Here is a 21608-nt window from a genome sequence, read left to right as displayed (position 1 = left end):
ATTATAATTTAGGATAGGAAATTCACACGGTAATTACGACATATTTCACAAAAATGTCATTCCTTTTGTCACACTTTAGACAAAATATTTTATACTTTCATATCGCGTTTACAAAAGGCCCACCACGCCGTTCCGAGAAAAAACACGAGATGGAGAAAGACGATGACGAGTGAAAACAAAGGCGTCATCCCGCTAAAAAGCGGCTTGGCCTCTCCGGCGTATTGCGTTAAATCAGTATTAGCGAACAACAAAAATTTACCGAGCGGTTTTTCCAAATACGACATAATCGTCACAAGCATTTTGGCGCCGTACAACACGACGATCGACACCATGATGCTGAGCGCGCTGCTTTTAAACAATGCAGAGCATAAAAACGCAAAGGAAACCATCATCCATACTTCAAACCACTGCGTACCGATCATTGTCACCGTGTTGATAAAGAGCGGCTCCGCTTTTTCGTCGAGCTTCACGCCGAAAAAGAGCAGACCGAATAATAAAGAAAATCCGTAGTAAATGATAAAGAGCCAAATGCTTGCGAGCACGCTCGTCACGTATTTTGAAACAAGAATTTTTTCTCTTCTGACAGGACGGATCAGCAAAAATTTGATCGTCTTTTTATCATATTCAAAGGATATAATTGAAGCCGCCACCACAATCGAAAGCCCCTGCAAGAGGATATTCAGGTTTGGGGTGAATGAAAAATAGCCGATAAAATGATCCTCTGTCCCGGCGCTCATCAGGATTCTTTTCGTTATGAGCGCGAGGAGAAATTGAAAGACCGCGATCAGCGCCAGCGATACAAATGTTACTTTTCGCTTCAGCAATTTAACATGCTCGTTTTGAATCAGTTTAAACATCAGTATTCCTCTCTTCCGTTCCATTCGTCCGCGCCATATATTCATCCTCAAGAGACTGCTTAAACGGAGCGATCGAATAGACGTCAATCTCATTGGCGACAAGCTGTTGATTTAAAGCAGGAATTTGCGCTTTCGCCACCTTTACGGCGAGGAGACCTTTTTCGGCGTGGGCTTCGTATCCCTGGTCTTTCAGCCACTGAAGCGCTTTGTCATAGGGCTGTACCTCCAGCATCGCCTTTTCCTGCTTTTCATCCGCATCATTGAGGACGACGGTTGATTTGATTTTCCCTTGTTGAAGGATGACGACCCGATCGCACAAATCTTCCACTTCCTTCAGCAAGTGGGTCGCAAACAGGATCGCCGTTCCTTCTTCTTCGGCAAGCTCACGCAAGTGTTCGCGGAAATCTTTCATTCCCGCCGGGTCCAATCCGTTCGTCGGCTCATCCAAAATCAGCAGCTTCGGCCGATGAAGAATCGCCTGGGCAATACCGAGGCGCTGTTTCATTCCGAGCGAGTATGTTTTGACCTTGTCTTCTGCGGCATCTTCTAGCCCGACCCTGCTGATCACTTCCGCCAGTCTATCCCGACCGATTCCAGCGTGCATATTTGCATAGTGTTTCAGATTTTCATAGCCTGTCAGATACGGATAAAATTCAGGATTTTCAACGATGGCTCCGACCGACCGGATCGCTTTTTCAAATTGGCGGTCAATCGGAAAGCCGTTTATGACAATTGATCCGCTCTTCATTTTAATTAACCCGGTAATCAATTTGATGAGGGTCGTTTTTCCTGATCCGTTCGGTCCAAGCAGGCCGATGATCTCCCCTTCATCCGCCGTTAAGCGGATATCCTTCAATATTGTTTTGCCGTCTATGATTTTATCAACATTTTCTATATGTAAAACAGGCTGCTTTGTCATAGCCCCCTCCTCTTTCCCAAAAAAATAAACAGTGCCGAAAAGGCACTGTTTGATTATATCATTTTTGAGTTACACGGACACTTCACTATGAGGGGCTTCGATTTTGCCGTGTTTCTTTTCCGTTTCGGTGACGATGACTGCGCATGCTGCATCACCTGTTGTATTGACAGCCGTACGAATCATGTCCAGAAGTCGGTCAATTCCCAATATTAGCGCAATTCCTTCAACTGGAAGGCCAACTGTTTGAAGAACCATGGCGAGCATAATCAGTCCGACACCCGGAACACCCGCTGTTCCAATGCTGGCAAGCACTGCGGTGAGAACAACCATCAACAGCTGTGTCAGTGACAGGTCATTGCCGTACACCTGAGCGATAAAGACCGTCGCTACCCCTTGCATAATCGCCGTGCCATCCATGTTGATCGTAGCTCCAAGCGGCTGAACAAAGCTTGAGATCGGCTCTGGCACTTTCAGCTTTCTTTGAGCGACATCCATCGAAACCGGAAGCGTCGCGTTGCTGCTTGACGTACTGAAGGCAACAAGCATAACCTCTGAAAAATCTTTAAAGAATGTGAGCGGGTTCCGCTTTGCCAGAAACGCAATCGCTGCGCCGTATGTGACGATGGTGTGTATGAACAGCGCCAGAATGACGACGATCATATAAAGCCCCATTGCTTTAATGGCGTCCCATCCTTGACTTCCGATTGCCCCGGCAATCAAGCCGAACGTACCGTACGGTGCGAACTTCATCACGAGATTGACGAGATACATCATTAGATCGTTACCTTGTTCAACCACTTTGAGAAGAGCGTCCGCTTTTTTGCCGAGCATCGTAATTCCGAGACCGACCAAAATGGAGAAAGCAATGATTTGCAGCATATTTCCTTCAGCCATTGCCTGAACAGGGTTTGTCGGAATGATGTTCAAAAGCGTTTCGGCAATGCTTGGCGCTTTCTGTGCTGAATATTCCGCTGCGCTTGTATCATATGTTCCGATGGTTCCCGGTTTGATGACCAACGCTAAAACAAGTCCGATAATAATGGCAATTGCCGTTGTAACTAAAAAGAAAGAAATCGTTTTGGCACCGATTCTGCCCAGTTTCTTTGGATCTCCAAGTCCTGCTACCCCTAAAGTGAGAGAAAAGAAAACAATCGGTACAACGAGCATTTTAATTAAGTTGAGGAAGATCGTGCCGAGCGGCCCGAATAAAAATGTATTAAGCTTGCTAAATACATCCGGCGAAGTGACGTTCAGTATAATACCGACGACTGCACCGAGTAATAGAGCGATAATAATTTTTGTTGCTAACTTCATATAACATATCTCCCCTTTCCAAAAAAAGCCCATGAGAGATCTCCCATGGGCTTTTACCATTAAAATTGGTTCCACATGACTCTCTTCACGTTGATGAGGTTAGCTGACGGGTTCGGACGAAGAGATGTCCGTCTTTCAGTTCGCACGGGAACAGAAAAATTCACCCCAAATGATCGGGTCCCCCACTCCTACTAAAGGATTAAACGTGTGGCGCTATTTCGTTATATAACAGTTATACCTGAAAATTCGAAATATGTAAACCAAATTTTCTGATTTACAAATATATGCTATTTTCGGGTGCCCGCTGTTCGGCTTTTCTCTTGACTTGTGACATCAAGGATATCAAGCAGGAAAACAAATATCGGAATACCGATAATTAAACCCCAAATCCCTATGAAATGTTCAGAAAAAATCAGCACGATAAACGTGAAGAAAATCGGCAGCTCCGTCTTGGCGGACATCAGTTTCGGATTGAGGAAATAGGCCTCTATCGCATGGACGATCATGATGACCAATACCAGTGATACGATATAAGCGATTCCGCCGATACTGTAGGCGATAATGCTTAACGGAATAAGGGAGAGCACAACGCCTGCGACCGGAACCAGCCCGAGGAAAAACACCATGACGGCAAGGCCGAATAGCTGAGGAAAACCCATAATCGCGAGGGCAATGGTCGTCAATGCGCAATTGATGGAGGCGATAATAAACTGAGCCTCAAGCACCTTTCCGAACGTTCTCGTGAATTTTTTACCAAAGTAAGCAATTTCCTCGTAGAAAATGGCTATTTTGCTCGTCTTAAATTTATCCATTAAGCTCAAGACCTTGTCTTTTTCGATCAATAAGAACATGCTGAGAACCAATGACATAACCACCTGCAGGCCAAACGCGCTAATATCTGTGATATATGTATAGATAAAGTTAAGACCTTTTTCCAAATAGGATGTCAAATTGATATCGCCGAACATACCGGTGATCATATCGAGAAAAGGAATGCTGTCAGGGTGAGAAGCAATATACTTTCCTTGTTTGATCAGCTGCTGAATCTGGGTGACGATCACGGGGTAATAGACCACACCGCCGATCGAAAGCGCGATGGCAAGAGCCGCATACAAACAGGAAATAATCAGTCTCTGGCTGACTTTAATAAAGCGGTTTAAAAAACCGCGGATCACATTTTCCAGACGGTTCATCAAAAACGTAAAGATAAATGTGAGCAATATGAGATTCATCATGCTGCGGAACAGATATAAAACTCCCGCCAATACAACAAAAACTGAAAAACGCCTGACCCCAGGATGCTGAAAAAATTTAATCAACGCTGCCATTCGGTACACTCCCACCAGTACTTTAGTCCTTAACTTTTAGCATTCAAACTTTTATAATTACAATTTGATGCATCATCTGTAAATTATATAACAAAACAGACCGGAAATCTCTTCAGAAGATCAATAATTAATAATATTTTAATATGAGCGCTCGTGCGGCAGCGGCAGGCATCTTCCATAAAAAAGGAGGGGCTGATGTTCAGCCCCTCCAGATTATTGACAAAATCCTAAAACGATTTTTAGTTTTAGGATTTTGTCATCCTTTCAGCGTGACCCTCAACCCTTGCAGTCTAGGAAGGCCGAGCATTGGGGCGGAGCGAATGTTGCAATTCGTGAGCACCGACGCGCAGGCCTGACAACGAATGCGAGGGTTTGTCGACACGCTGAGAGGGACTGTTTGTCAGCCCCTCTCTTCACCGTACATTAACCGCTTCTTCTTTGGCGTCCGCCTTTTTCACCGTTTTCTTGATAGAACTCCTTGTCATGGTTTCGGCTTGTGGCTTCTCCGCCTTTTTGACCGATCTCCTGGTAGAATTCTTTGTCATGGTTTTTGCTTGTTGCTTCTCCACCCTTTTCACCGATTTCCTGGTAGAATTCTTTGTCATGATTACGGCTTGTGGCTTCTCCGCCTTTTTCACCGATTTCCTGGTAGAATTCTTTGTCATGATTACGGCTTGTGGCTTCCCCGCCTTTTTCGCCGATTTCCTGGTAGAATTCTTTGTCATGATTTTTGCTTGTTGCTTCTCCGCCTTTTTGACCGATCTCTTGGTAGAATTCTTTATCATGGTTTTGGCTTGTTTTTTCTCCGCCTTTTCTGCCTGCTTCTTCCCTGCTCATTTTGTTGTTGTCATTATTGTTTGCCATTTTCGATTCCTCCTTTTGAAGTGTTATGGTTTTTACATTCCACATTTCAAAAAGAGTAAACACAAATAGCACATTCACGAAAGAGTCCGGGAATCATGCAATCATCCGCTGCCTTTTACCGTCCATTCCGGTACCGGAGCCGGCGTATTGTTCTGCAGCGTCTTAGATATCTCGGCAGGCTCTTCAAACAGGGTAATGTTGATGGATTCGAACGTACCTTTCTGATTCGTTCTTTCATATATTGCATCATGATGATCGGCCATAAAGTTCAAATAATCGCGCTTTGATTTCCAAAGCACGAGGACAAGGGCTTCCGGCCCGTTTTCTGTTTCCATCCATCCGCCCCACTGTCTGATGAATCCGCTGACGTTTTGCAGCGGAGCCCATTTGGCCTGCGCCTCGCTGAATGCATGAAGCTGTTGTCCGGCTGGTTTGCACCGTATCAGCTTCAGCACATTCCCTTCCGCGAACGGGACGGTTTCCGCATTAGTTTTTTCTATACAAAGGTTAACCGACCTTACATCAGCGCGCGTCCGGTGAATGACGCCTTTCGGAATCAGCAGGGAATCGTTCGCTTTCAGGACTTCTGCGGGACGGTCCTGAAAGTCGATCAACAGCTCTCCTTCCAAAACAATAAACAGCTCATCTGAGCCGGGATGGAAATGCCATACGTATTCGCCCTCCAAAACAGCAATTCGCATACAATGGTCGTTCACTTCCGAAACGGAAAAATTGGCGTGCTTTTCTGTGACTTCCTTTGTCAATTCAAGAAGACTCGTTTTGCGATCCATCAGCTTCACTCCTCTTTCATTTGATTTTCTCCCGAACTTATTTTACCATTTGACTTTTGAGCGTTCGCCTTTTAAAGTGTTGGATATTGGTGAAAAAACGGTTTGAACCTATAGAAGAGGTGTACATCATGCAAAATCAAAACGGAAAAGCTTCAGGGCTTTTGCCGCTGTTTTTATTTGTTTGTTTATTCGTTGGATCAGGCTTGATCACAGGCGATTTTTACAGCCTGCCAATCGTGGCCGCGGCGCTTGCGGCATCGGTTGTCTCACTGGCGATGAACCGTAAGGAGAAGCTCAGCCAAAAGACGGAGTGGTTTGCGAAAGGCGCTGGACACCCCGATATTATGATCATGGTGATGATCTTTATTTTGGCCGGCGCGTTTTCATCAGCCGCAAAGGCGATGGGGGCCGTTGAATCAACCGTTAATCTTGCGCTTTCGTTTGTACCGGGGCAGTTTATGGTTGCCGGTTTATTTATCATCGCTGCGTTTATCTCTGTGTCGATGGGTACGTCAACCGGAACGATTGCTGCGCTCGCTCCGATCGCAGCAGGGATCAGCGCCGAAATCGGCGTTCCGGCGGCCTATTCGGTTGCTGCGGTTGTGGGGGGCGCGATGTTCGGTGATAACTTATCATTTATTTCCGATACGACCATTGCCGCTGTCCGCACACAAAAGACGAAAATGTCGGACAAGTTTAAAACGAATTTCCTGATCGTCCTGCCTGCCGCGGTTGCCACGGTCATCCTGCTGATGGTGTTTTCAGCCGGAGGGCATCCTGCCGCACAAGCCGGGACTTACAGCTGGGTAAAGGTGCTGCCGTATCTCGGTGTTCTGATATTCGCCCTTCTCGGATTTAATGTTATGGCCGTTATTTTCGGCGGCATCGTGTTAGCCGGAGTAATCGGTATTTCCGACGGCAGCCTGACGCTTCATACGTATTTAACCGCGATCACCGAAGGCATCGGCGGGATGTCCGAACTAATCATTTTATCGCTTCTGATTGGCGGAATGGCGGAAATGATGAAGCGAAACGGCGGAATCGCATTTCTCCTTCAATTTGTATCGCGGAGAATCCGTTCAAAAAAAGGAGCGGAAGCGGGCATTGCCGGCCTTGTCAGCGCGGCAAACCTGGCGACGGCCAACAATACGATTGCCATTATTACAGCGGGGCCGCTGGCAAAAGATTTATCCGACCGGTACGGAATCGACAATAGGAAATCGGCGAGCATCCTCGATATCTTTTCCTGTGTGGTACAAGGATTGATTCCTTACGGCGCGCAAATGCTGTCAGCTGCACAAATCGCGAAAATATCGCCTGTCAGCATTCTTCCTTATTCTTTTTATCCGATTTTGATCGGCGTCTGCGGCATATGCGCGATTATCTTCAGACTGCCTCGCTTTACGGAAAAAGCGTAACTCTATGAAAAAGGCTGCCGTTATCGAAACGGTAGCCTTTTTATCACTCTGTATCTGCGGCGTCCAGCTCCGCAAGCCTTTCCATGATCCTCCGCTTTTTATACATCATCATCCCTGTTTCGGCAACGCCGTTCACCATTGAACGGTTTGAGATTGCGCCAAAGAGGATGCCTGCGACGGGCACCATTTGAAACAGCTTTTTCCATCCGAAAGAATCGCGGTATGTATAAACAACCTCCCGCCAGCCTTGAATTTGCGAAATCATATTTTCCCGGGAGCCTGACTGTAGATGGTATCGGCTGAGTTCCTGAATGATCGCCCTTTTCCCGACAATATCAGCAGCGCTGAGCTGCAAGCATTTAATAATGAACATCCGCTCCGTTTTTTCTTTAGGATCGTAGCCGTAAGACACCGCGATGTCCTGTAATGTCTTCAATGAAAGGCCGAGGATGGCGGGAATATCGACGGCAAGCGTGAATAAGCCGCCGACACCTGTTGTCGCTCCTTGGACAGCCGCGGTATTCGCCCTGTTTTTTCCGAGGTTTTCACACATTTGATCCATCACTTCCAAAGGAGCCCTTTGAATATCTTCGACCGTTTCGATCGTTTCATCCGGCAGCTTTTTTTGAAACTGGCGGATCAGATGTTTTTCGGACGTCAAATATTGGCCGCCGTTTTGAATAAAGCCGCCGATTTCGTCGAGCAAGAGACCGATTTTATCTTGAATGAATGCCGGTGTAAGCTTGTCCAGAACCTTGAACGGCAGCCGCCCGATCCTTTCCCAAAACCACGCTTTCTGCTGTTCTTTTTCCCATTTTTCAATTTTTTTCAGTTCGTTTTCCAAATCTGTTTTATCGTTGCGCACAGAAGGTTCGCCCTCTCAATCGTGTTTTTTTATAGTATACAATGATTCACTTTATGAATCCGTGTTTTTTGATCGGCAGCCGGAGGGTAAACCTTTATGTAAAAGGAGGAATGATCAAATGCCATGGTCAATGGAAGACTATCCCGCTTCATTGAAACATTTGGACAAACCGGTAAAAAAGAAAGCCATTGAAATTGCGAATGCAATGGTAGACGAAGGATACGACGAAAGCCGGGCGATTCCGATCGCGACGAGTCAGGCGAAGGAATGGGCGGATAACAGGAGCAAAAGCGAACTCAAATCCTATGCGGAGGAAGCTGATGAAACGGTACGCGGTGACAGCGGTTCGAGCAGCAGGCCGGAGCTTGCGGAAAAGTGCGAGCATGTCATTAAACACGAAAAAGGCTGGGCAGTCAAAGCCGAAGACGCCAAGCGGGCCAGCGAAGTAAAGGATACAAAAGCAGAAGCCGTCGAACGGGCGAAAGAAATCGCTGAAAACAAAGGCACTGCCGTCATCGTCCATAAAAAAGACGGCAGTGTGGAGCGGAAGATCAGGATGAATTAACGGGGCGCTCCGTTTTTGGAGCGTCTTACTTTTTTCCCCGCCAACTCCAATACAGCATCAGCTGCTTTTTGATAGCCGCCGGCATCGCGGAGCGAGCGGCCGATTTTGGCGGCGCCGTCTTTATAGGAGCGGTTTTCAAGCATATCTTTAATCGTTTTTTGTAAAACAGCCGGAGAAAGTTCATTTTTATCAAGCTTGATCCCGGCCCCTGTCCGTTCCACCTGAGCTGCGACAAAAAACTGGTCAGCACCCATCGGAATGACGATGAGCGGCGTATCAAAATACAGGCCTTCATTTGTACTGTTCATGCCGCCGTGGGTGACAAATACATCGGCTTTTTTCAAAACCTCCAATTGCGGGATATACGGCCTCACGATAAAATGATCCGGTATGGTGCCGAGAACCGCGGGGTCCGTTGATTTCCCAACAGCCATAACCACCTTGCCGTCAAAGTCTTTCAACGCTTCGATACACATATGATACAGCTCTTTTTGCTGATTAAAGATCGTGCCCATCGAGATCACGATGACGGTTTCCCCCTCCAGCTCAGCGAACGGGAAGCTGCCTGGATCCTGTCTGCTCGTAATCGACGGCCCGACAAACAAATAGTCATTTCCAAATCGCTCGGCATGAGGCTGAAACTCCCTGGAGGTAAAGACAATCGTAATGTCCCCCGGACAGGAGAATACGTCAAACGGCTTGTCGAGACTGACGGGGTACCGCTCACTTAATTCGCCAAGGGATTGCTTCAATTTTTCAAAATACGGCGAGCTTTCAAGGTCGCCTTGCAGCGTAAACGTTTTTGCGAACGTCTCGTCCATTGCAAATGTCGTACATAACGAAACGCTCGGCAGCCCAAGCATTTCAGCAATGATTTTCCCCGCCAAAAAGTGATGGTCATATATCACATAATCATAAGACTCGTCCCTGACTTCATGGCAGATGAGCTGAACGATCTCATCGACTTTACCTGACATATTGTATACCAACTCGGCAAAGTCCATCTTTTCTCTTTCTTTCCCGGGTGATAAAGCCTCTCTGAAATCCGGGTATAAACGGACTTCCGCCCCTGTTTTTTTAATTTTTTCAGCGTATTCCTCAACTGCATAATAGACGATGCTTTCTCCTCGTCTTTGCAGCTCCTTTGTGACGCCAAGAGAGGGATTGATGTGCCCCTCTCCCGGGAAATTGATCATCAGTACATGTCCCATCACAGCTCTTCCTTTCTCATACGAAAATTTATATAAGGAAATTTACTACAAAAAGACAAATGAAGTAAAGAAATTTAATTAAGTTAATAATACATAAACATAACTATATGACCATTTGTCTGTTTCTGCATATCTTTCCTTTAAATTTTTTTGCCATGCAAATGAGCGTATATTATTAGAGAAAACAGGCTCTTTATTACTTGACAGCCCCAATCAGAAGACGATTTTCCTTTTTTTAAAAGCAAATTAAAACACGGCCGATCGAGGCACAATACATCATAAGAAACAACCTACGGAGGTTTTGCCATGGATACGAAAGCAACCAGGATCGAAAAGGATTTTCTAGGCGAAAAAGAAGTTCCGGCTGACGCCTATTACGGCGTACAAACCATGAGGGCCGTGGAGAACTTTCCGATTACAGGCTACCGGATTGATGAAGAGCTGATTAAAGCTTTGGCAATGGTCAAAAAAGCGGCGGCTCTCGCCAATATGGATATTAAACGTTTATATAAAGAGCTCGGCGAAGTCATTGTAAAAGCGGCCGGCGAAATAGCGGAAGGGCTCTGGCACGATCATTTTATTGTCGACCCCATTCAAGGCGGCGCCGGCACTTCAATGAATATGAATACAAATGAAGTTATCGCAAACAGAGGTTTGGAGCTTTTAGGAAAAGAAAAAGGTGATTACTTCCATTTAAGCCCGAACACACATGTCAATATGGCCCAATCAACGAATGATGTGTTTCCGACAGCCATTCATCTGGCCACATTGAATCACTTAAGACAGCTTATATCGACGATGGAACATATGCTGGATGCCTTCCGCCAAAAAGCGGAGGAGTTCGATTCCGTTATCAAAATGGGCCGCACTCATCTTCAGGATGCCGTTCCGATCAGGCTCGGTCAGGAATTCGAAGCCTATTCCCGGGTCATCGAACGCGATATTCAGCGGATCAGGCAGTCGCAGCATCATCTCTATGAAGTCAATATGGGGGCCACCGCTGTCGGCACAGGTTTAAACGCTGATCCGAGATATATTCAAAGCGTTGTCGAACACCTTTCAGATATCAGCGGCTATCAGCTGAAAGGCGCAGACCATCTTGTCGATGCCACACAAAATACGGATGCCTACACAGAAGTATCGGCTGCTTTGAAAGTCGGCATGATGAACATGTCCAAAATCGCCAACGATTTGCGTTTAATGGCGTCAGGCCCGAGGGCAGGGCTTGCCGAGATCCGGCTGCCGCCCCGCCAACCCGGCTCCTCCATCATGCCCGGCAAGGTGAATCCGGTGATGCCTGAACTGATGAACCAGATCGCATTTCAGGTGATCGGCAACGATCATACCATCTGCCTTGCATCAGAGGCGGGGCAGCTTGAGTTAAACGTGATGGAGCCCGTACTCGTCTTTAATTTGCTGCAGTCGATTAAAATCATGAACAACGGATTTCGCGTATTTACCGATTACTGCATCACCGGGATTGAAGCGAATGAGATCAGGCTGAAAGAATTCGTCGAAAAAAGCGTAGGAACGATTACGGCCGTCAATCCGCACCTCGGCTATGAAGCTGCCGCACGAATTGCAAAAGAAGCGATCGCCACAGGACAATCTGTGCGCGAGCTGTGTTTGCTTCATGATGTTTTGACAGAGGAAGAATTGGATCTCATTCTGGACCCGTATGAAATGACACACCCGGGCATCGCAGGCGCTTCGCTTCTCGAGGAATAGCCAGCCGTCTTTCTCAATATGCTTTCAAGCGTTTATAGACGCCCGAGACGGGCTAAACATGTAATATAAATCAATTGAAAGAGGTGGAAAGACAATGTTAGGATTTCTCGTTTCTTTAATCGTAGCGATTGTCATCGGTTTAATAGGAGGCGCAATCGGAGGCCACGGTGCACCAGGAGGTATTATCGGCTCCATGGTTGTCGGCTTTATCGGAGCCTGGATCGGCCACGGGCTGCTTGGAACGTGGGGGCCTGATATTGCGGGATTCGCCATCTTTCCGGCGATAATCGGAGCCGCAATTCTCGTCTTCATTTTAAACCTAATCTTCCGCGGGAGAATGGGTTCTCAGGCATAATATCCGGCCAGCATCGCCCAAAAGCGGTGCTGGTTTTTTGTTTGGGCGAAACCGTTCGCGCATATACTATAACATCTTATGGTTGACAATTGATCATCGCGGGCATATGATGATGATATAATTTTTGCACTAAGGAAACTTTTATGTACAAGGAAAAACAACTGAGAATCTAGGTGAATCAAATGGTCAGTCACGATTTGTCCAAACACTCGCAAATATCAAAAGAAGCTCAAGATGCACTGGACGGAAAAAGCAAAGGCTTCAAAAGGCTGCTCCCTTTTTTGGGTCCGGCGTTTATCGCGGCTATAGCTTATATTGATCCCGGCAATTTCGCCACAAATATCGCGGCTGGTTCGAAATACGGCTACTTGCTTTTATGGGTGATTCTTTTTTCAAATATTATGGCTTTGCTGATTCAGTCGCTGTCTGCCAAGCTCGGAATTGCAACGGGTAAAAATCTGCCCGAAGTCGCCAGGGAAGAATTCCCTAAACCGGTCTCCATCGGCTTGTGGATTCAGGGAGAGCTTGTCGTGATCGCGACCGACTTGGCTGAATTTATCGGAGCTGCTCTCGGTCTCTACTTGCTGTTCGGCATACCGATGCTTGAAGCATCGATTATTGCAGCCGCCGGATCTTTCGCGATTTTAGAACTGCAAAGGCGCGGCGTCAGGCCGCTAGAAGCGGCGATAACAGGAATGCTGTTCATCGTCGTGATCGCTTTTGCCTTTCAAACCTTTTTTGCAAAACCTGATATCGGTTCGGTTTTGGAGGGCATGTTTGTTCCCCGCTTCGATGGTGCAGACAGCATCCTGCTGGCGGCGGGAATCTTGGGAGCAACCGTGATGCCGCACGCCATCTATCTCCATTCCGCTCTCACCCAGCGGAGAGTGATCGGAAAAACGGAAGCGGAAAAGAAGAAGATATTCCGGTTTGAGTTCATCGACATTTTAATCGCCATGCTGATTGCCGGAGCAATCAATGCGAGCATGCTGATCGTCGCCGCTGCACTGTTTTATAAGAACGGCATTTTTGTCGAAGACCTTGATGTGGCCTTCAGCCACTTCAGCAGCATGGTCAGTCCGCTTTCCGCCGTACTGTTCGGCGTCGGCCTGTTAATCGCCGGTTTATCAAGTTCGTCTGTCGGAACGCTTTCAGGAGATATTATCATGCAGGGCTTCATTAATTTCAGAATTCCGCTTTATTTAAGACGGTTCATTACGATGTTGCCGCCTATCGCTATTATTGCTTCAGGGGTAAATCCGACAACCGCTCTTGTCTTGAGCCAGGTCGTCCTGTCATTCGGGATCGCCTTTGCCCTTATCCCGCTTATCTTATTTACGAGCAATAAACGCATTATGGGGAGCCTGAAAAATGCGAAGTGGATAACAGCCGTCTCCTGGCTGATCGCCGCCTTAATCGTCGCCCTTAATATTTTCTTGATTTACGATACATTTTCTGGTTAAAGCCGACCTTGGTCGGCTTTTTTATATTATACTGAAGAAAAGGGGGATTCTGGATGTTTAAATTAATGGTGCGTGATGATCTTTATTTAAAAATGCTCGAACCAAAAGATGCCAAAGCAGTTTATATGCAGATCCAGCAGTCTAAAGATGTGTTGCGGAAATGGCTGTTTTGGGTGGACGGCACAAAGCAGCTGGAGGATACCGAAGCTTTTATCGAAGAATGCATGAAACAGGCCGCTGCTAACAACGGGTTTCAAGCGGGAATATGGCATCAAGGCCATTTTGCCGGAATTATCGGACTCCATTATATCAATTGGATCAACCGTACGACTTCGATCGGCTATTGGCTGGGGGAGCCTTTTCAAGGAAAAGGGCTGATGACTGATGCCTGCCGGGCGCTGATCGACACGCTTTTCAGCGAATACGATTTAAACAGAATTGAAATTAGAGCCGCTGTTCAAAACGTAAAAAGCCAGGCTATTCCGGAAAGGCTCGGCTTCACGAAAGAAGGCTGCCTCAGGCAATGCGAGTGGCTCCACGACCACTTCGCCGACCATTTCGTATACGGGCTCCTGAAGGAGGAATACCTCGCCCGCAGCAAATGAGTCCGGGATTTGTCACACGCATTTTACACTGCAATCTGGTATGATAGATAAAAAAATATGGAGTTTTGATTATGAAAGTATTTATACTGTTTTACCTATGGATTGTCCCGCTCGTCATCGGGCTGATATTTTTCCGGGTGACCCAGCGGACAAGCTTTAAAAAAAGGTTTTATCCAGGCTATATCATGATCGGTCTTGCTGCGGCTGTATTTGCCGTCTGTTACCTGATCGGACAGCCTTACCTCGGGAATTTCTTCGGCGGCACAATGCTGTTCGGCACCCTGCTGCCGTTCATGGCTGCCGCCATGAAGAAAAAGAAATAACGAATACCAAAAACCCCGGCTTTCCCAAAACATGCCGGGGTTTTTGATTACTTATTTTCTCTGTTTGCACCAAAACCCGCTGATTCACAAATCGGTTTTCAGACTACTGGGCTTTATTTGTTCACTAGATCAACGTCGATCACCTGATAGAAAGCGTTTTCAGTATCAGCCACATCCCAAACGGCCAATATCACATGATACCCGGAGCGGTCTTCTGGAATGTAAATTTGGTGAGATAAATGGCGGGATGCAGGGGAACCATCATGCGGAACGGTTCCAATCCGTTCGAAATCTGCACGCTTTAGCGGTTTGTCAGGATCCCAGCCTTTTTTGGTGATATAGTAGTGCCATTGGCTGGTGTTGTGGGGGGCGGTATATGTCCAGGTAAAGGTGTGTTCTCCGCCGGTCATGATATGTTTAAACCAGCGATTTTCCGACTGCTGATCAAGAATCCCGCCGAACAGTCCGCCCGCGGATGCTATTTGTCCGTCTGCCGGGCCGTCATGCGGAAACCCTTTTTTCGCTTCCAGGCTTTGCGGCTCATACATCACGCTTCCGCAGTTCAGATTGAGAAGTCCGTAAGCCTCACTGCACAGAGCCGCTCTGCTCCCTGGTTTTTCGACAAAACCATGAGCGAAGGCGTGCTGAGGAATGATTGACATCAACAGCAATCCGGCTGATAGTATGAAAGCTGTACTGAAGGTACTTTTCTTAAAATAACCCACGTTTCAATCCCCTCTCTTTTTATCGTGTTGAGACGGGTTTTGATGCAAAAAGAAAAAACGCGGATATTCCAATACTATCCATCAAATTTTAACATCTGAACATGATAAAGCCAAGGGACGATCTCCCTTGGCATCATACTAAAAAATCCTTTTTAAACTTTTTTTCAGCGGCGGCAAGTCGAGCTCTTTTTTCTCAACCAGTTTTTTGATCATATATTTGCTGTAGTTGACAGCTTGTGTATAAGATATTTTTCCCGGAAGCGGCGGTTCATCTGCTATGGCCACATCGATAATCGACGGCTTTTGTGATTGAAAGGCATTTTTCAAAGCCGGAATGAGCTCTTCGTGCTTTGTCACGCTGAAGCCCTTCCCGCCGCAGGCCTCGGCAAACTTGGCATAATCGACGTTTTCAAGCGCTGTTGCATAATTAACATGCCCTTTTTCCTGCTGTTCATATTGAATCATTCCCAAGTTCTGATTATTTAAAATCACGACAACAATGGGCAGGTCATATTTGACAGCAGTCGGAAAATCGTGCATGGACATGCTGAAGCCGCCGTCTCCGCACACGGCTACAGCTTGGCGCTCCGGATTGGAAAGCTTTGCGGAAATCGCGCCTGGAAGACCGCATCCCATCGTGCCAAGCCAGCTTGAAATCAGAAAATCCTGATTGGTCATATTAAAATGGCGTGCCGTCCAAACCGTCACATTTCCGACGTCAACAGACAGGACCGCATCATCGGCGACTGCGTCCTCAAGCCTTGCAATCACCTGCTGAGGCTTGAGCGGTTCTGTCGCCACCTGTTCGTCTTTTTCAATTTCATAGCGCCACTTCCTCATATGTTGTATACAGCTTTCCAAAAATGCGCGGTTCGATTTCCGTTCAATGGTTTTCGTCAGTTCCATAAGCCCTTTTTTCGCATCGCAGACAAGGCCGGCGGTGACAGGATACCGTTTGCCGATTTTCGCCGGGTTGTTATCAAGCTGAATAGCCGGCGCATCTTCCGGAAGATAATCGCGGTACGGAAAAGAAGTCCCCAGCATGATCAACAGATCGCTTTCCTCCATCGCTTCATATGCGGGTTTTGTACCGATGTGTCCGAGATTCCCGAGCATGTGCGGGTGCCGATCGGGTACGACTCCTTTCCCGGGGAGCGTAACGATGATCGGTGCGGCCGCTTTATCGGCAAACTCGAGCAGCTCATCTCTTGCCGATTTCATTCCCTTTCCGGCTAAAATCACCGGCTTTTTCGCATGATTAATCAATTGTGCACACTGCATCAGCTGGCTTTGCTTCGGTTGAAGATCGCCTTCAATATAAAGCGCAGACGTATAAACCGGCTTCCGCTTAATCTTTTCCGCAAACAGATCATCGGATACGCTCAGTACGGCGACCCCTTTTTGGCTGTAGGCGGTACGGATCGCCTGATTTAAAAGGTCAGGCAGGGCTTCGGCCGAATGAACCTGCTGATTAAAGACAGCCACATCCTCAAACATTCGTTCAAGACCGATCTCCTGAAAGTAATCTCTTCCGATTTCATTCGAAGACACCTGCCCTGTAATCGCCAGCACAGGCGCCCCGTCAGCTTTCGCGTCATACAATCCGTTCAGCAGATGAACGGCACCCGGGCCCGCTATCGAAAGGCAGACGCCGATTTTGCCTGTCAGCTTCGCATCAGCTGCGGCAGCGAGAGCAGCGGTTTCTTCATGGCGCACTTGAATGAAGCGGAGGCTGTTTTCTTCATGCCGCAATTCATCGATAAATTCGTTGACGCTGTCCCCCGGCATGCCGTAAACATGATCAATATTCCATTCCTTCAGCAGTTCTGCAGCTACTTTTCCTGCGGTTTTGTTTGCCATATCACGTCCTCCTTTGTTTCTTCCATACCACTTTTTCGCTGCCGGGAAACGTGATCCGGCATGCTGACGAAAGTGAAGGAAAACACCACAGCGGCTGTTTCATGCTTTGTGTTCCCAGCCGTGCTCATCTCGCATAAAGATCTCTCCGCCACACTGCTGAACTTGAAGCCATGCCCGGTAAATCCGGCGGCACCTATCCTAAGCACCACTCCATGTATACATGATCAAATCTACTAAAAGGCTGCCGCTCATTTTGATATGCCCCAGCGAAGTTAGACAATAAAATGTCATGAAGCGGTTAGACTGGCATGAGTCCGGAATTGTATGGCACTCATGCCTTTTCATTTGGTCATCATCCTTTAGAGCAATTGCGGCGCAGTTCATTCACACAAGTGTTGAAACTTTTTTTAATATTTAAATTGTTATAATTTAGGTTCAGAGTTATAATTTAACAGAAATAAACCGAATTTGCATAGCATCGATGAAAGTTAAGATTGTTAAATCCTTCGTCAAACACAGGGGTGGTCGTGGCGGCAACTATTATAATCTGCTTTTATAAAATTTTTAGCATTTGATACTGGATTGTTTATCCAATCATCCTGATCTGATGGGTCAGCAGCGCTCGTACGTATGTGAATCCACCTGTCATGCGGCATTGTATCAAGGTTACTCCATTTTAGAAGGACAAGCTGGTCTATTCTATTAATGCAGATACCACGACAATTTCAATCCGCTTGTTAAGTCTCCTCGGCACGTTAGGTATTCATAATGCTGCAGATTATCAGTTTCAAGTGCTGTGGAAGCCATCTGTCTTCGAGATTCGGTTGTTGCGATCTGAAGGTAATTTCACTGAAACTATAGTCGAAACACTCAAATCTTCTTATCTTATTAACAGTATACTTCATAGTCTAAGTTTCGGGTGAAAAGGAGAGACGCGGATCGTCAAGGTAAAGTCCCTCTCTTTTATCAAAAGAATTTAGAATTGGAGGCATTTACATGTTATCAGAAATAGAAAAGGGGCTTGAGGGCCTGCGTGTAAAACTTGATCGTATTGATGAACAACTGTTGGATACATTGAAAGAACGTTTAGAATGCTGCATTAAGATTGGATTATACAAAAGCGAGTATAATATTCCGATGATGCAGCCGCACCGAATTAACTTTGTCCAGGAACGGGCAGCTCGATACGCTGACGAGAATGGTTTAAGTCAAGAGTTTTTGCGTAACCTTTATGAGCTCATTATTTCTGAAACGTGCAGGGTTGAGGATATCGTAATTGACCATTCAGAAAATCGGAGACAGGACATTTCTTCAAGCCTGGCCGGCCAAAAAAGAAAAAGGGAGGAATTGTTTAATGGGGGCAGGGATACAAACACTTCTAATTGACAACTATGATTCATTTACTTACAACCTGTATCAATTGATCGGCGAAGTAAATGGCCGACCGCCAATAGTTGTCCGTAATGATGTGGACTGGTCACAAGTGCCGATTGATGAGATTGACAACATCGTGATCTCCCCAGGCCCCGGTCGACCGGAACGGGTTGAGGACTTTGGTATTAATGCAACTATTATTCAAGAAGCTAAGCTGCCAGTCCTCGGAGTCTGTCTTGGACATCAAGGCATAGCTCATTTGTTTGGCGGGAAGGTGAACCACGCTTCTGAGCCTATGCATGGACGAACATCAGTCATTCACCATTCAGGGGTTGATATCTTTGACGGGCTGCCTCCTGAGTTCTCTGTCGTACGCTATCACTCCCTTGTCGTTACTGATCTGGGTGATGATGTGGAAGCAATTGCGTGGACAAAAGATGAGTTGATTATGGGGCTTCGACACCGCAATCTGCCGATTTGGGGTGTGCAATTCCACCCCGAGTCAATCTGCAGTCATTATGGGCGCGAGTTGCTTGCCAACTTTAGAGACCTGACTCCGAAGCGCACTGAACGATCAAGACCGTCTCCCAAATTAAAGGAGCCTTCCCATTCTAAAAGCGATTTCTACCGGATTCATTTTCGAAAATTATCGGGATTTCCTGACGCTCAGTTAAGTTACCAGACACTATTTGCTGATGCACCTCATGGATTCTGGCTTGACAGCAGCAGTGTCATCGAAGGCTTGTCACGATTTTCCTATCTTGGCGATGGTGCGGGAGAGAATGCTGAATATTTGACCTATAGAGTAGCAGAGGGTGTTGTAAAAGTACAACGTTCGGGTCAAGAGACGGAGTTCATTCAACAGTCATTTTATGATTATCTTGATGAGCAAATCTGCCGTCGGGCAACATCTACTCCGGAAGGCCTTCCCTTTGACTTCAATCTCGGCTATGTGGGCTACATTGGCTATGAGCTAAAAGCTGAAACTTGCGGGAGCAGCCGGTATCAATCTGAGATTCCTGATGCAGCCCTGCTTTTCGTTGACCGCATGCTTGTTTTTGATCATCTTGAACAGGAAGCCTATCTGTTGTGTCTTTCGACTGGGGATGAGGATAAGCAAGCACTCAACTGGCTAAATACGGCAGAGCGAATCTTGAATGACATTCCTGCTGCAGCAAACGATTCGGACAAGGATTCAGTCCTTACATCCGTGCCAGACCACAATATCCCAATCGAGTTTCGGCATAACCGGCCTTCTTATCTTCAACTGATCAACAATTGCTTAGAAGAAATCCGTAATGGTGAATCCTATGAGATATGTTTGACTAATTCCGCAACTGTTTATACCCCTATAGATCCTTGGATTACGTATACGCATCTGAGAAGAATCAGTCCGGTTCCCTATGGGGCATTTTTAAACTTTGCGGATGCAGCAGTACTAAGTGCCTCTCCGGAACGGTTCCTCTCAATCGGTGCTGATCGTATCGTTGAGTCCAAACCGATCAAGGGTACCCGGATGAGAGGCAGGACTTCTGCTGAAGATCACCAATTACGAAATGAGTTGCTAAGTGATGAAAAAGATCTCGCAGAGAACTTAATGATCGTTGACTTAGTCAGAAATGACCTTAACACTGTTTGTGAAATAGGATCTGTTCATGTACCTAAGCTTTTCGATGTAGAAACATATGCACCAGTTCACCAGTTGATCTCGACGATTCGCGGCACTATACGTCCGGACAAATCAACGGTTGATTGCGTCCGCGCTGCTTTTCCAGGCGGTTCGATGACCGGTGCTCCGAAAATTCGGACGATGGAAATCATAGACCGACTCGAGAAGGGCCCCCGCGGTGTCTACTCGGGCAGCCTCGGCTGGTTTGGACTGAGTGGAGCTGCGGATCTTAGTATTGTTATCCGCACAGTTGTTGTGACCGATGACAAGGCGACTTTTGGTGTCGGAGGAGCGATCGTAGCATTGTCAGATCCAGAAGAGGAATTCAAAGAAACTCAGGTTAAAGCGCGAGCTATGGTCTCAGCTATCGCAGCAGCGGAAGTCTCTGCAGTGGGAGGTTCAAGATGAGTCAGGAAATAAGACAGTGTGTGATTGCGGGAGGAGCCGGCGGCGTTGGCGGGATGTTTGCAGACCTTCTTGAAGAATCGGGTGTTGAAGTATGTATTATCGATATGAATCCTCCTTCCGTTCGTCGACAATTCATGAAATGTGACATCACTGTTCCGACTCCACAGGCCAAAGATAAGATCCAAAAGGCCGACATGGTGATGCTCGCTTTACCAGAGACCGCGGCTCTTCAAGCAGTAAAAGTTGTCGGGGCGTTAATGAAGCCTGATTCTCTCTTGACGCACACTCTTTCTGTACAATCACCCATATTTAATAAAATACACGCTTTGGGTTTGCCTTTCGAAAGCATAGGTCTTAACCCTATGTTTGCTCCCAGCCTTAGTATTGTGGGTAGACCGGTAGCTGTCATCGTTCAAAACGATGGGCCTAAAGGAAGTCATTTGATTCAGATGATTTTAGATTGGAAAGGTCGTCCGGTGCTATTAGAAGCTGAGGAGCATGATCAATTGGCCGCGGCTTTGCAAGCACTCACTCATGCAGCGATACTCACCTTTGGATTGGCGCTCGCAGAATTAGATGTTGACATTGCAAAACTTGGTTCTCTTGCACCCCCTCCGCATGCAACTATGCTTGCGCTACTGGCACGGATTAGTTCTGGAACACCGGATGTGTATTGGGACGTCCAATCCGTGAACCACCAAGCAACGACGGCTCGTGCTGCACTGGCTGAAGCAGTTGCATCGTTGAATGAATCGGTGAGGGATCAGTCCGTATTCACCGAACTGATGCGTAAATCCCGAGAGGTATTTGAATCTGAAATAGCCCATTACCAAGATCTCTGTACTAGTATCTTTGAAGGTCCAATCGCACCAAAGGAGGGAAAGCACAGCCAAACCAATCCCCCGGTTAATTGAATTTTATAAACAACTGATTCCTTTGAACAGCTTTCCGGGACAAATAGAAGTA

18 protein-coding genes, 3 pseudogenes and 1 riboswitch are annotated in these 21608 nt (G+C 46.7%); of the genes and pseudogenes, 10 read left to right on the top strand and 11 right to left on the bottom strand.

Translation table 11 applies throughout. From position 1 onward, the window contains the following. Positions 1-89: 89 nt before the first annotated feature. The 7 genes and pseudogenes from MHB72_RS02780 to MHB72_RS02750 form a co-directional block, all read right to left on the bottom strand. Positions 90-857 (bottom strand): ABC transporter permease, encoded by a 768-nt coding sequence (locus MHB72_RS02780; protein WP_023857879.1) that lies wholly within the window; start codon positions 855-857, stop codon positions 90-92. Continuing rightward, positions 850-1776, bottom strand: coding sequence for an ABC transporter ATP-binding protein (locus MHB72_RS02775; RefSeq protein WP_026580582.1), 927 nt, complete (start codon positions 1774-1776; stop codon positions 850-852). The genes MHB72_RS02780 and MHB72_RS02775 overlap by 8 nt, the downstream gene beginning before the upstream one ends. Positions 1777-1845: 69 nt before the next feature. Further along, complete coding sequence (locus MHB72_RS02770; protein WP_216921835.1) at positions 1846-3090, bottom strand: dicarboxylate/amino acid:cation symporter; 1245 nt, start codon at positions 3088-3090, stop codon at positions 1846-1848. A gap of 74 nt (positions 3091-3164) precedes the next feature. Further along, positions 3165-3306, bottom strand: a riboswitch (cyclic di-AMP (ydaO/yuaA leader). Positions 3307-3377: 71 nt separating this feature from the next. After that, positions 3378-4418 (bottom strand): AI-2E family transporter, encoded by a 1041-nt coding sequence (locus MHB72_RS02765; protein ID WP_023857882.1) that lies wholly within the window; start codon positions 4416-4418, stop codon positions 3378-3380. 423 nt (positions 4419-4841) lie between these two features. Next, positions 4842-5282, bottom strand: coding sequence for a glucose starvation-inducible protein GsiB (gsiB, locus tag MHB72_RS02760; RefSeq protein ID WP_023857883.1), 441 nt, complete (start codon positions 5280-5282; stop codon positions 4842-4844). Between the two features lie 101 nt (positions 5283-5383). Further along, positions 5384-5722: pseudogene (locus tag MHB72_RS02755) on the bottom strand (YdbC family protein); the annotation flags it as partial. A 21-nt stretch (positions 5723-5743) separates the two neighbouring features. Next, a pseudogene (locus MHB72_RS02750) lies at positions 5744-6073 on the bottom strand (cupin domain-containing protein); the annotation flags it as partial. 128 nt (positions 6074-6201) lie between these two features. Between MHB72_RS02750 and MHB72_RS02745 the strand changes: the two are divergent. After that, on the top strand, positions 6202-7491 hold the full coding sequence (locus MHB72_RS02745; protein WP_023857885.1) for a Na+/H+ antiporter NhaC family protein: 1290 nt from the start codon (positions 6202-6204) through the stop codon (positions 7489-7491). Between the two features lie 43 nt (positions 7492-7534). On the opposite strand, the gene MHB72_RS02740 is transcribed toward MHB72_RS02745, so the two are convergent. Then, the gene (locus tag MHB72_RS02740; protein WP_103750286.1) at positions 7535-8356 is read right to left on the bottom strand and encodes an EcsC family protein; all 822 of its coding nucleotides are present in this window, start codon (positions 8354-8356) and stop codon (positions 7535-7537) included. Between the two features lie 118 nt (positions 8357-8474). On the opposite strand from MHB72_RS02740, the gene MHB72_RS02735 reads away from it, so the two are divergent. Beyond that, entirely contained in the window at positions 8475-8921 is a 447-nt protein-coding gene (locus MHB72_RS02735) for a DUF2188 domain-containing protein (RefSeq protein ID WP_020450238.1), read from the top strand. Here MHB72_RS02735 and MHB72_RS02730 read toward each other — a convergent pair. After that, on the bottom strand, positions 8918-10132 hold the full coding sequence (locus tag MHB72_RS02730) for a macrolide family glycosyltransferase (protein ID WP_254122301.1): 1215 nt from the start codon (positions 10130-10132) through the stop codon (positions 8918-8920). The two genes, MHB72_RS02735 and MHB72_RS02730, sit on opposite strands and share 4 nt — an antisense overlap. Before the next feature lie 306 nt (positions 10133-10438). On the opposite strand from MHB72_RS02730, the gene aspA reads away from it, so the two are divergent. The 5 genes from aspA (at position 10439) to MHB72_RS02705 (ending at position 14606) form a co-directional block, all read left to right on the top strand. Next, a complete protein-coding gene (aspA, locus tag MHB72_RS02725; RefSeq protein ID WP_216921840.1) occupies positions 10439-11860 on the top strand; it encodes an aspartate ammonia-lyase in 1422 nt (473 codons plus the stop codon). A 94-nt stretch (positions 11861-11954) separates the two neighbouring features. Continuing rightward, complete coding sequence (locus MHB72_RS02720) at positions 11955-12215, top strand: GlsB/YeaQ/YmgE family stress response membrane protein (RefSeq protein WP_020450235.1); 261 nt, start codon at positions 11955-11957, stop codon at positions 12213-12215. A gap of 182 nt (positions 12216-12397) precedes the next feature. Beyond that, the gene (locus tag MHB72_RS02715) at positions 12398-13678 is read left to right on the top strand and encodes an Nramp family divalent metal transporter (protein ID WP_020450234.1); all 1281 of its coding nucleotides are present in this window, start codon (positions 12398-12400) and stop codon (positions 13676-13678) included. A gap of 53 nt (positions 13679-13731) precedes the next feature. Beyond that, the gene (locus MHB72_RS02710; protein ID WP_020450233.1) at positions 13732-14283 is read left to right on the top strand and encodes a GNAT family N-acetyltransferase; all 552 of its coding nucleotides are present in this window, start codon (positions 13732-13734) and stop codon (positions 14281-14283) included. 71 nt (positions 14284-14354) lie between these two features. Beyond that, the gene (locus MHB72_RS02705; RefSeq protein WP_020450232.1) at positions 14355-14606 is read left to right on the top strand and encodes a hypothetical protein; all 252 of its coding nucleotides are present in this window, start codon (positions 14355-14357) and stop codon (positions 14604-14606) included. A gap of 119 nt (positions 14607-14725) precedes the next feature. Here the strand turns inward: MHB72_RS02705 and MHB72_RS02700 are convergent. Then, positions 14726-15292: pseudogene (locus tag MHB72_RS02700) on the bottom strand (lytic polysaccharide monooxygenase auxiliary activity family 9 protein); the annotation flags it as partial. Between the two features lie 177 nt (positions 15293-15469). Then, positions 15470-17191, bottom strand: coding sequence for a pyruvate oxidase (locus MHB72_RS02695; protein WP_020450230.1), 1722 nt, complete (start codon positions 17189-17191; stop codon positions 15470-15472). A 996-nt stretch (positions 17192-18187) separates the two neighbouring features. Between MHB72_RS02695 and MHB72_RS02690 the strand changes: the two genes are divergently transcribed. Genes MHB72_RS02690 through MHB72_RS02680 form a run of 3 tightly spaced genes read left to right on the top strand, consistent with a single transcriptional unit; the run spans position 18188 to position 21556 of the window. Continuing rightward, a complete protein-coding gene (locus MHB72_RS02690) occupies positions 18188-18577 on the top strand; it encodes a chorismate mutase family protein (RefSeq protein ID WP_340901635.1) in 390 nt (129 codons plus the stop codon). Next, the gene (pabB, locus tag MHB72_RS02685) at positions 18546-20642 is read left to right on the top strand and encodes an aminodeoxychorismate synthase component I (RefSeq protein ID WP_216921843.1); all 2097 of its coding nucleotides are present in this window, start codon (positions 18546-18548) and stop codon (positions 20640-20642) included. The genes MHB72_RS02690 and pabB overlap by 32 nt, the downstream gene beginning before the upstream one ends. Beyond that, entirely contained in the window at positions 20639-21556 is a 918-nt protein-coding gene (locus MHB72_RS02680; protein WP_216921845.1) for a prephenate dehydrogenase dimerization domain-containing protein, read from the top strand. The genes pabB and MHB72_RS02680 overlap by 4 nt, the downstream gene beginning before the upstream one ends. Positions 21557-21608 lie beyond the last annotated feature (52 nt).

It is taken from the genome of Bacillus sp. FSL K6-1284 (assembly GCF_038002625.1).
GTDB lineage: Bacteria > Bacillota > Bacilli > Bacillales > Bacillaceae > Bacillus > Bacillus paralicheniformis.
Note: the sequence above shows the minus strand (reverse complement) of the source record. Positions and strands in the feature narration are given on the sequence as shown.

Excerpts from the sequence above, each read along its gene's own strand:
- MHB72_RS02705 (WP_020450232.1), top strand. The coding sequence starts at position 14,355 with ATGAAAGTATTTATACTGTTTTACCTATGGATTGTCCCGCTCGTCATC.
- MHB72_RS02780 (WP_023857879.1), bottom strand. The coding sequence starts at position 857 with ATGTTTAAACTGATTCAAAACGAGCATGTTAAATTGCTGAAGCGAAAA.
- MHB72_RS02770 (WP_216921835.1), bottom strand. The coding sequence starts at position 3,090 with ATGAAGTTAGCAACAAAAATTATTATCGCTCTATTACTCGGTGCAGTC.
- MHB72_RS02775 (WP_026580582.1), bottom strand. The coding sequence starts at position 1,776 with ATGACAAAGCAGCCTGTTTTACATATAGAAAATGTTGATAAAATCATA.
- pabB (WP_216921843.1), top strand. The coding sequence starts at position 18,546 with ATGGGGGCAGGGATACAAACACTTCTAATTGACAACTATGATTCATTT.
- MHB72_RS02715 (WP_020450234.1), top strand. The coding sequence starts at position 12,398 with ATGGTCAGTCACGATTTGTCCAAACACTCGCAAATATCAAAAGAAGCT.
- MHB72_RS02720 (WP_020450235.1), top strand. The coding sequence starts at position 11,955 with ATGTTAGGATTTCTCGTTTCTTTAATCGTAGCGATTGTCATCGGTTTA.
- MHB72_RS02695 (WP_020450230.1), bottom strand. The coding sequence starts at position 17,191 with ATGGCAAACAAAACCGCAGGAAAAGTAGCTGCAGAACTGCTGAAGGAA.
- MHB72_RS02690 (WP_340901635.1), top strand. The coding sequence starts at position 18,188 with ATGTTATCAGAAATAGAAAAGGGGCTTGAGGGCCTGCGTGTAAAACTT.
- MHB72_RS02765 (WP_023857882.1), bottom strand. The coding sequence starts at position 4,418 with ATGGCAGCGTTGATTAAATTTTTTCAGCATCCTGGGGTCAGGCGTTTT.
- MHB72_RS02730 (WP_254122301.1), bottom strand. The coding sequence starts at position 10,132 with ATGGGACATGTACTGATGATCAATTTCCCGGGAGAGGGGCACATCAAT.
- MHB72_RS02735 (WP_020450238.1), top strand. The coding sequence starts at position 8,475 with ATGCCATGGTCAATGGAAGACTATCCCGCTTCATTGAAACATTTGGAC.
- aspA (WP_216921840.1), top strand. The coding sequence starts at position 10,439 with ATGGATACGAAAGCAACCAGGATCGAAAAGGATTTTCTAGGCGAAAAA.
- MHB72_RS02745 (WP_023857885.1), top strand. The coding sequence starts at position 6,202 with ATGCAAAATCAAAACGGAAAAGCTTCAGGGCTTTTGCCGCTGTTTTTA.
- MHB72_RS02680 (WP_216921845.1), top strand. The coding sequence starts at position 20,639 with ATGAGTCAGGAAATAAGACAGTGTGTGATTGCGGGAGGAGCCGGCGGC.
- MHB72_RS02710 (WP_020450233.1), top strand. The coding sequence starts at position 13,732 with ATGTTTAAATTAATGGTGCGTGATGATCTTTATTTAAAAATGCTCGAA.
- gsiB (WP_023857883.1), bottom strand. The coding sequence starts at position 5,282 with ATGGCAAACAATAATGACAACAACAAAATGAGCAGGGAAGAAGCAGGC.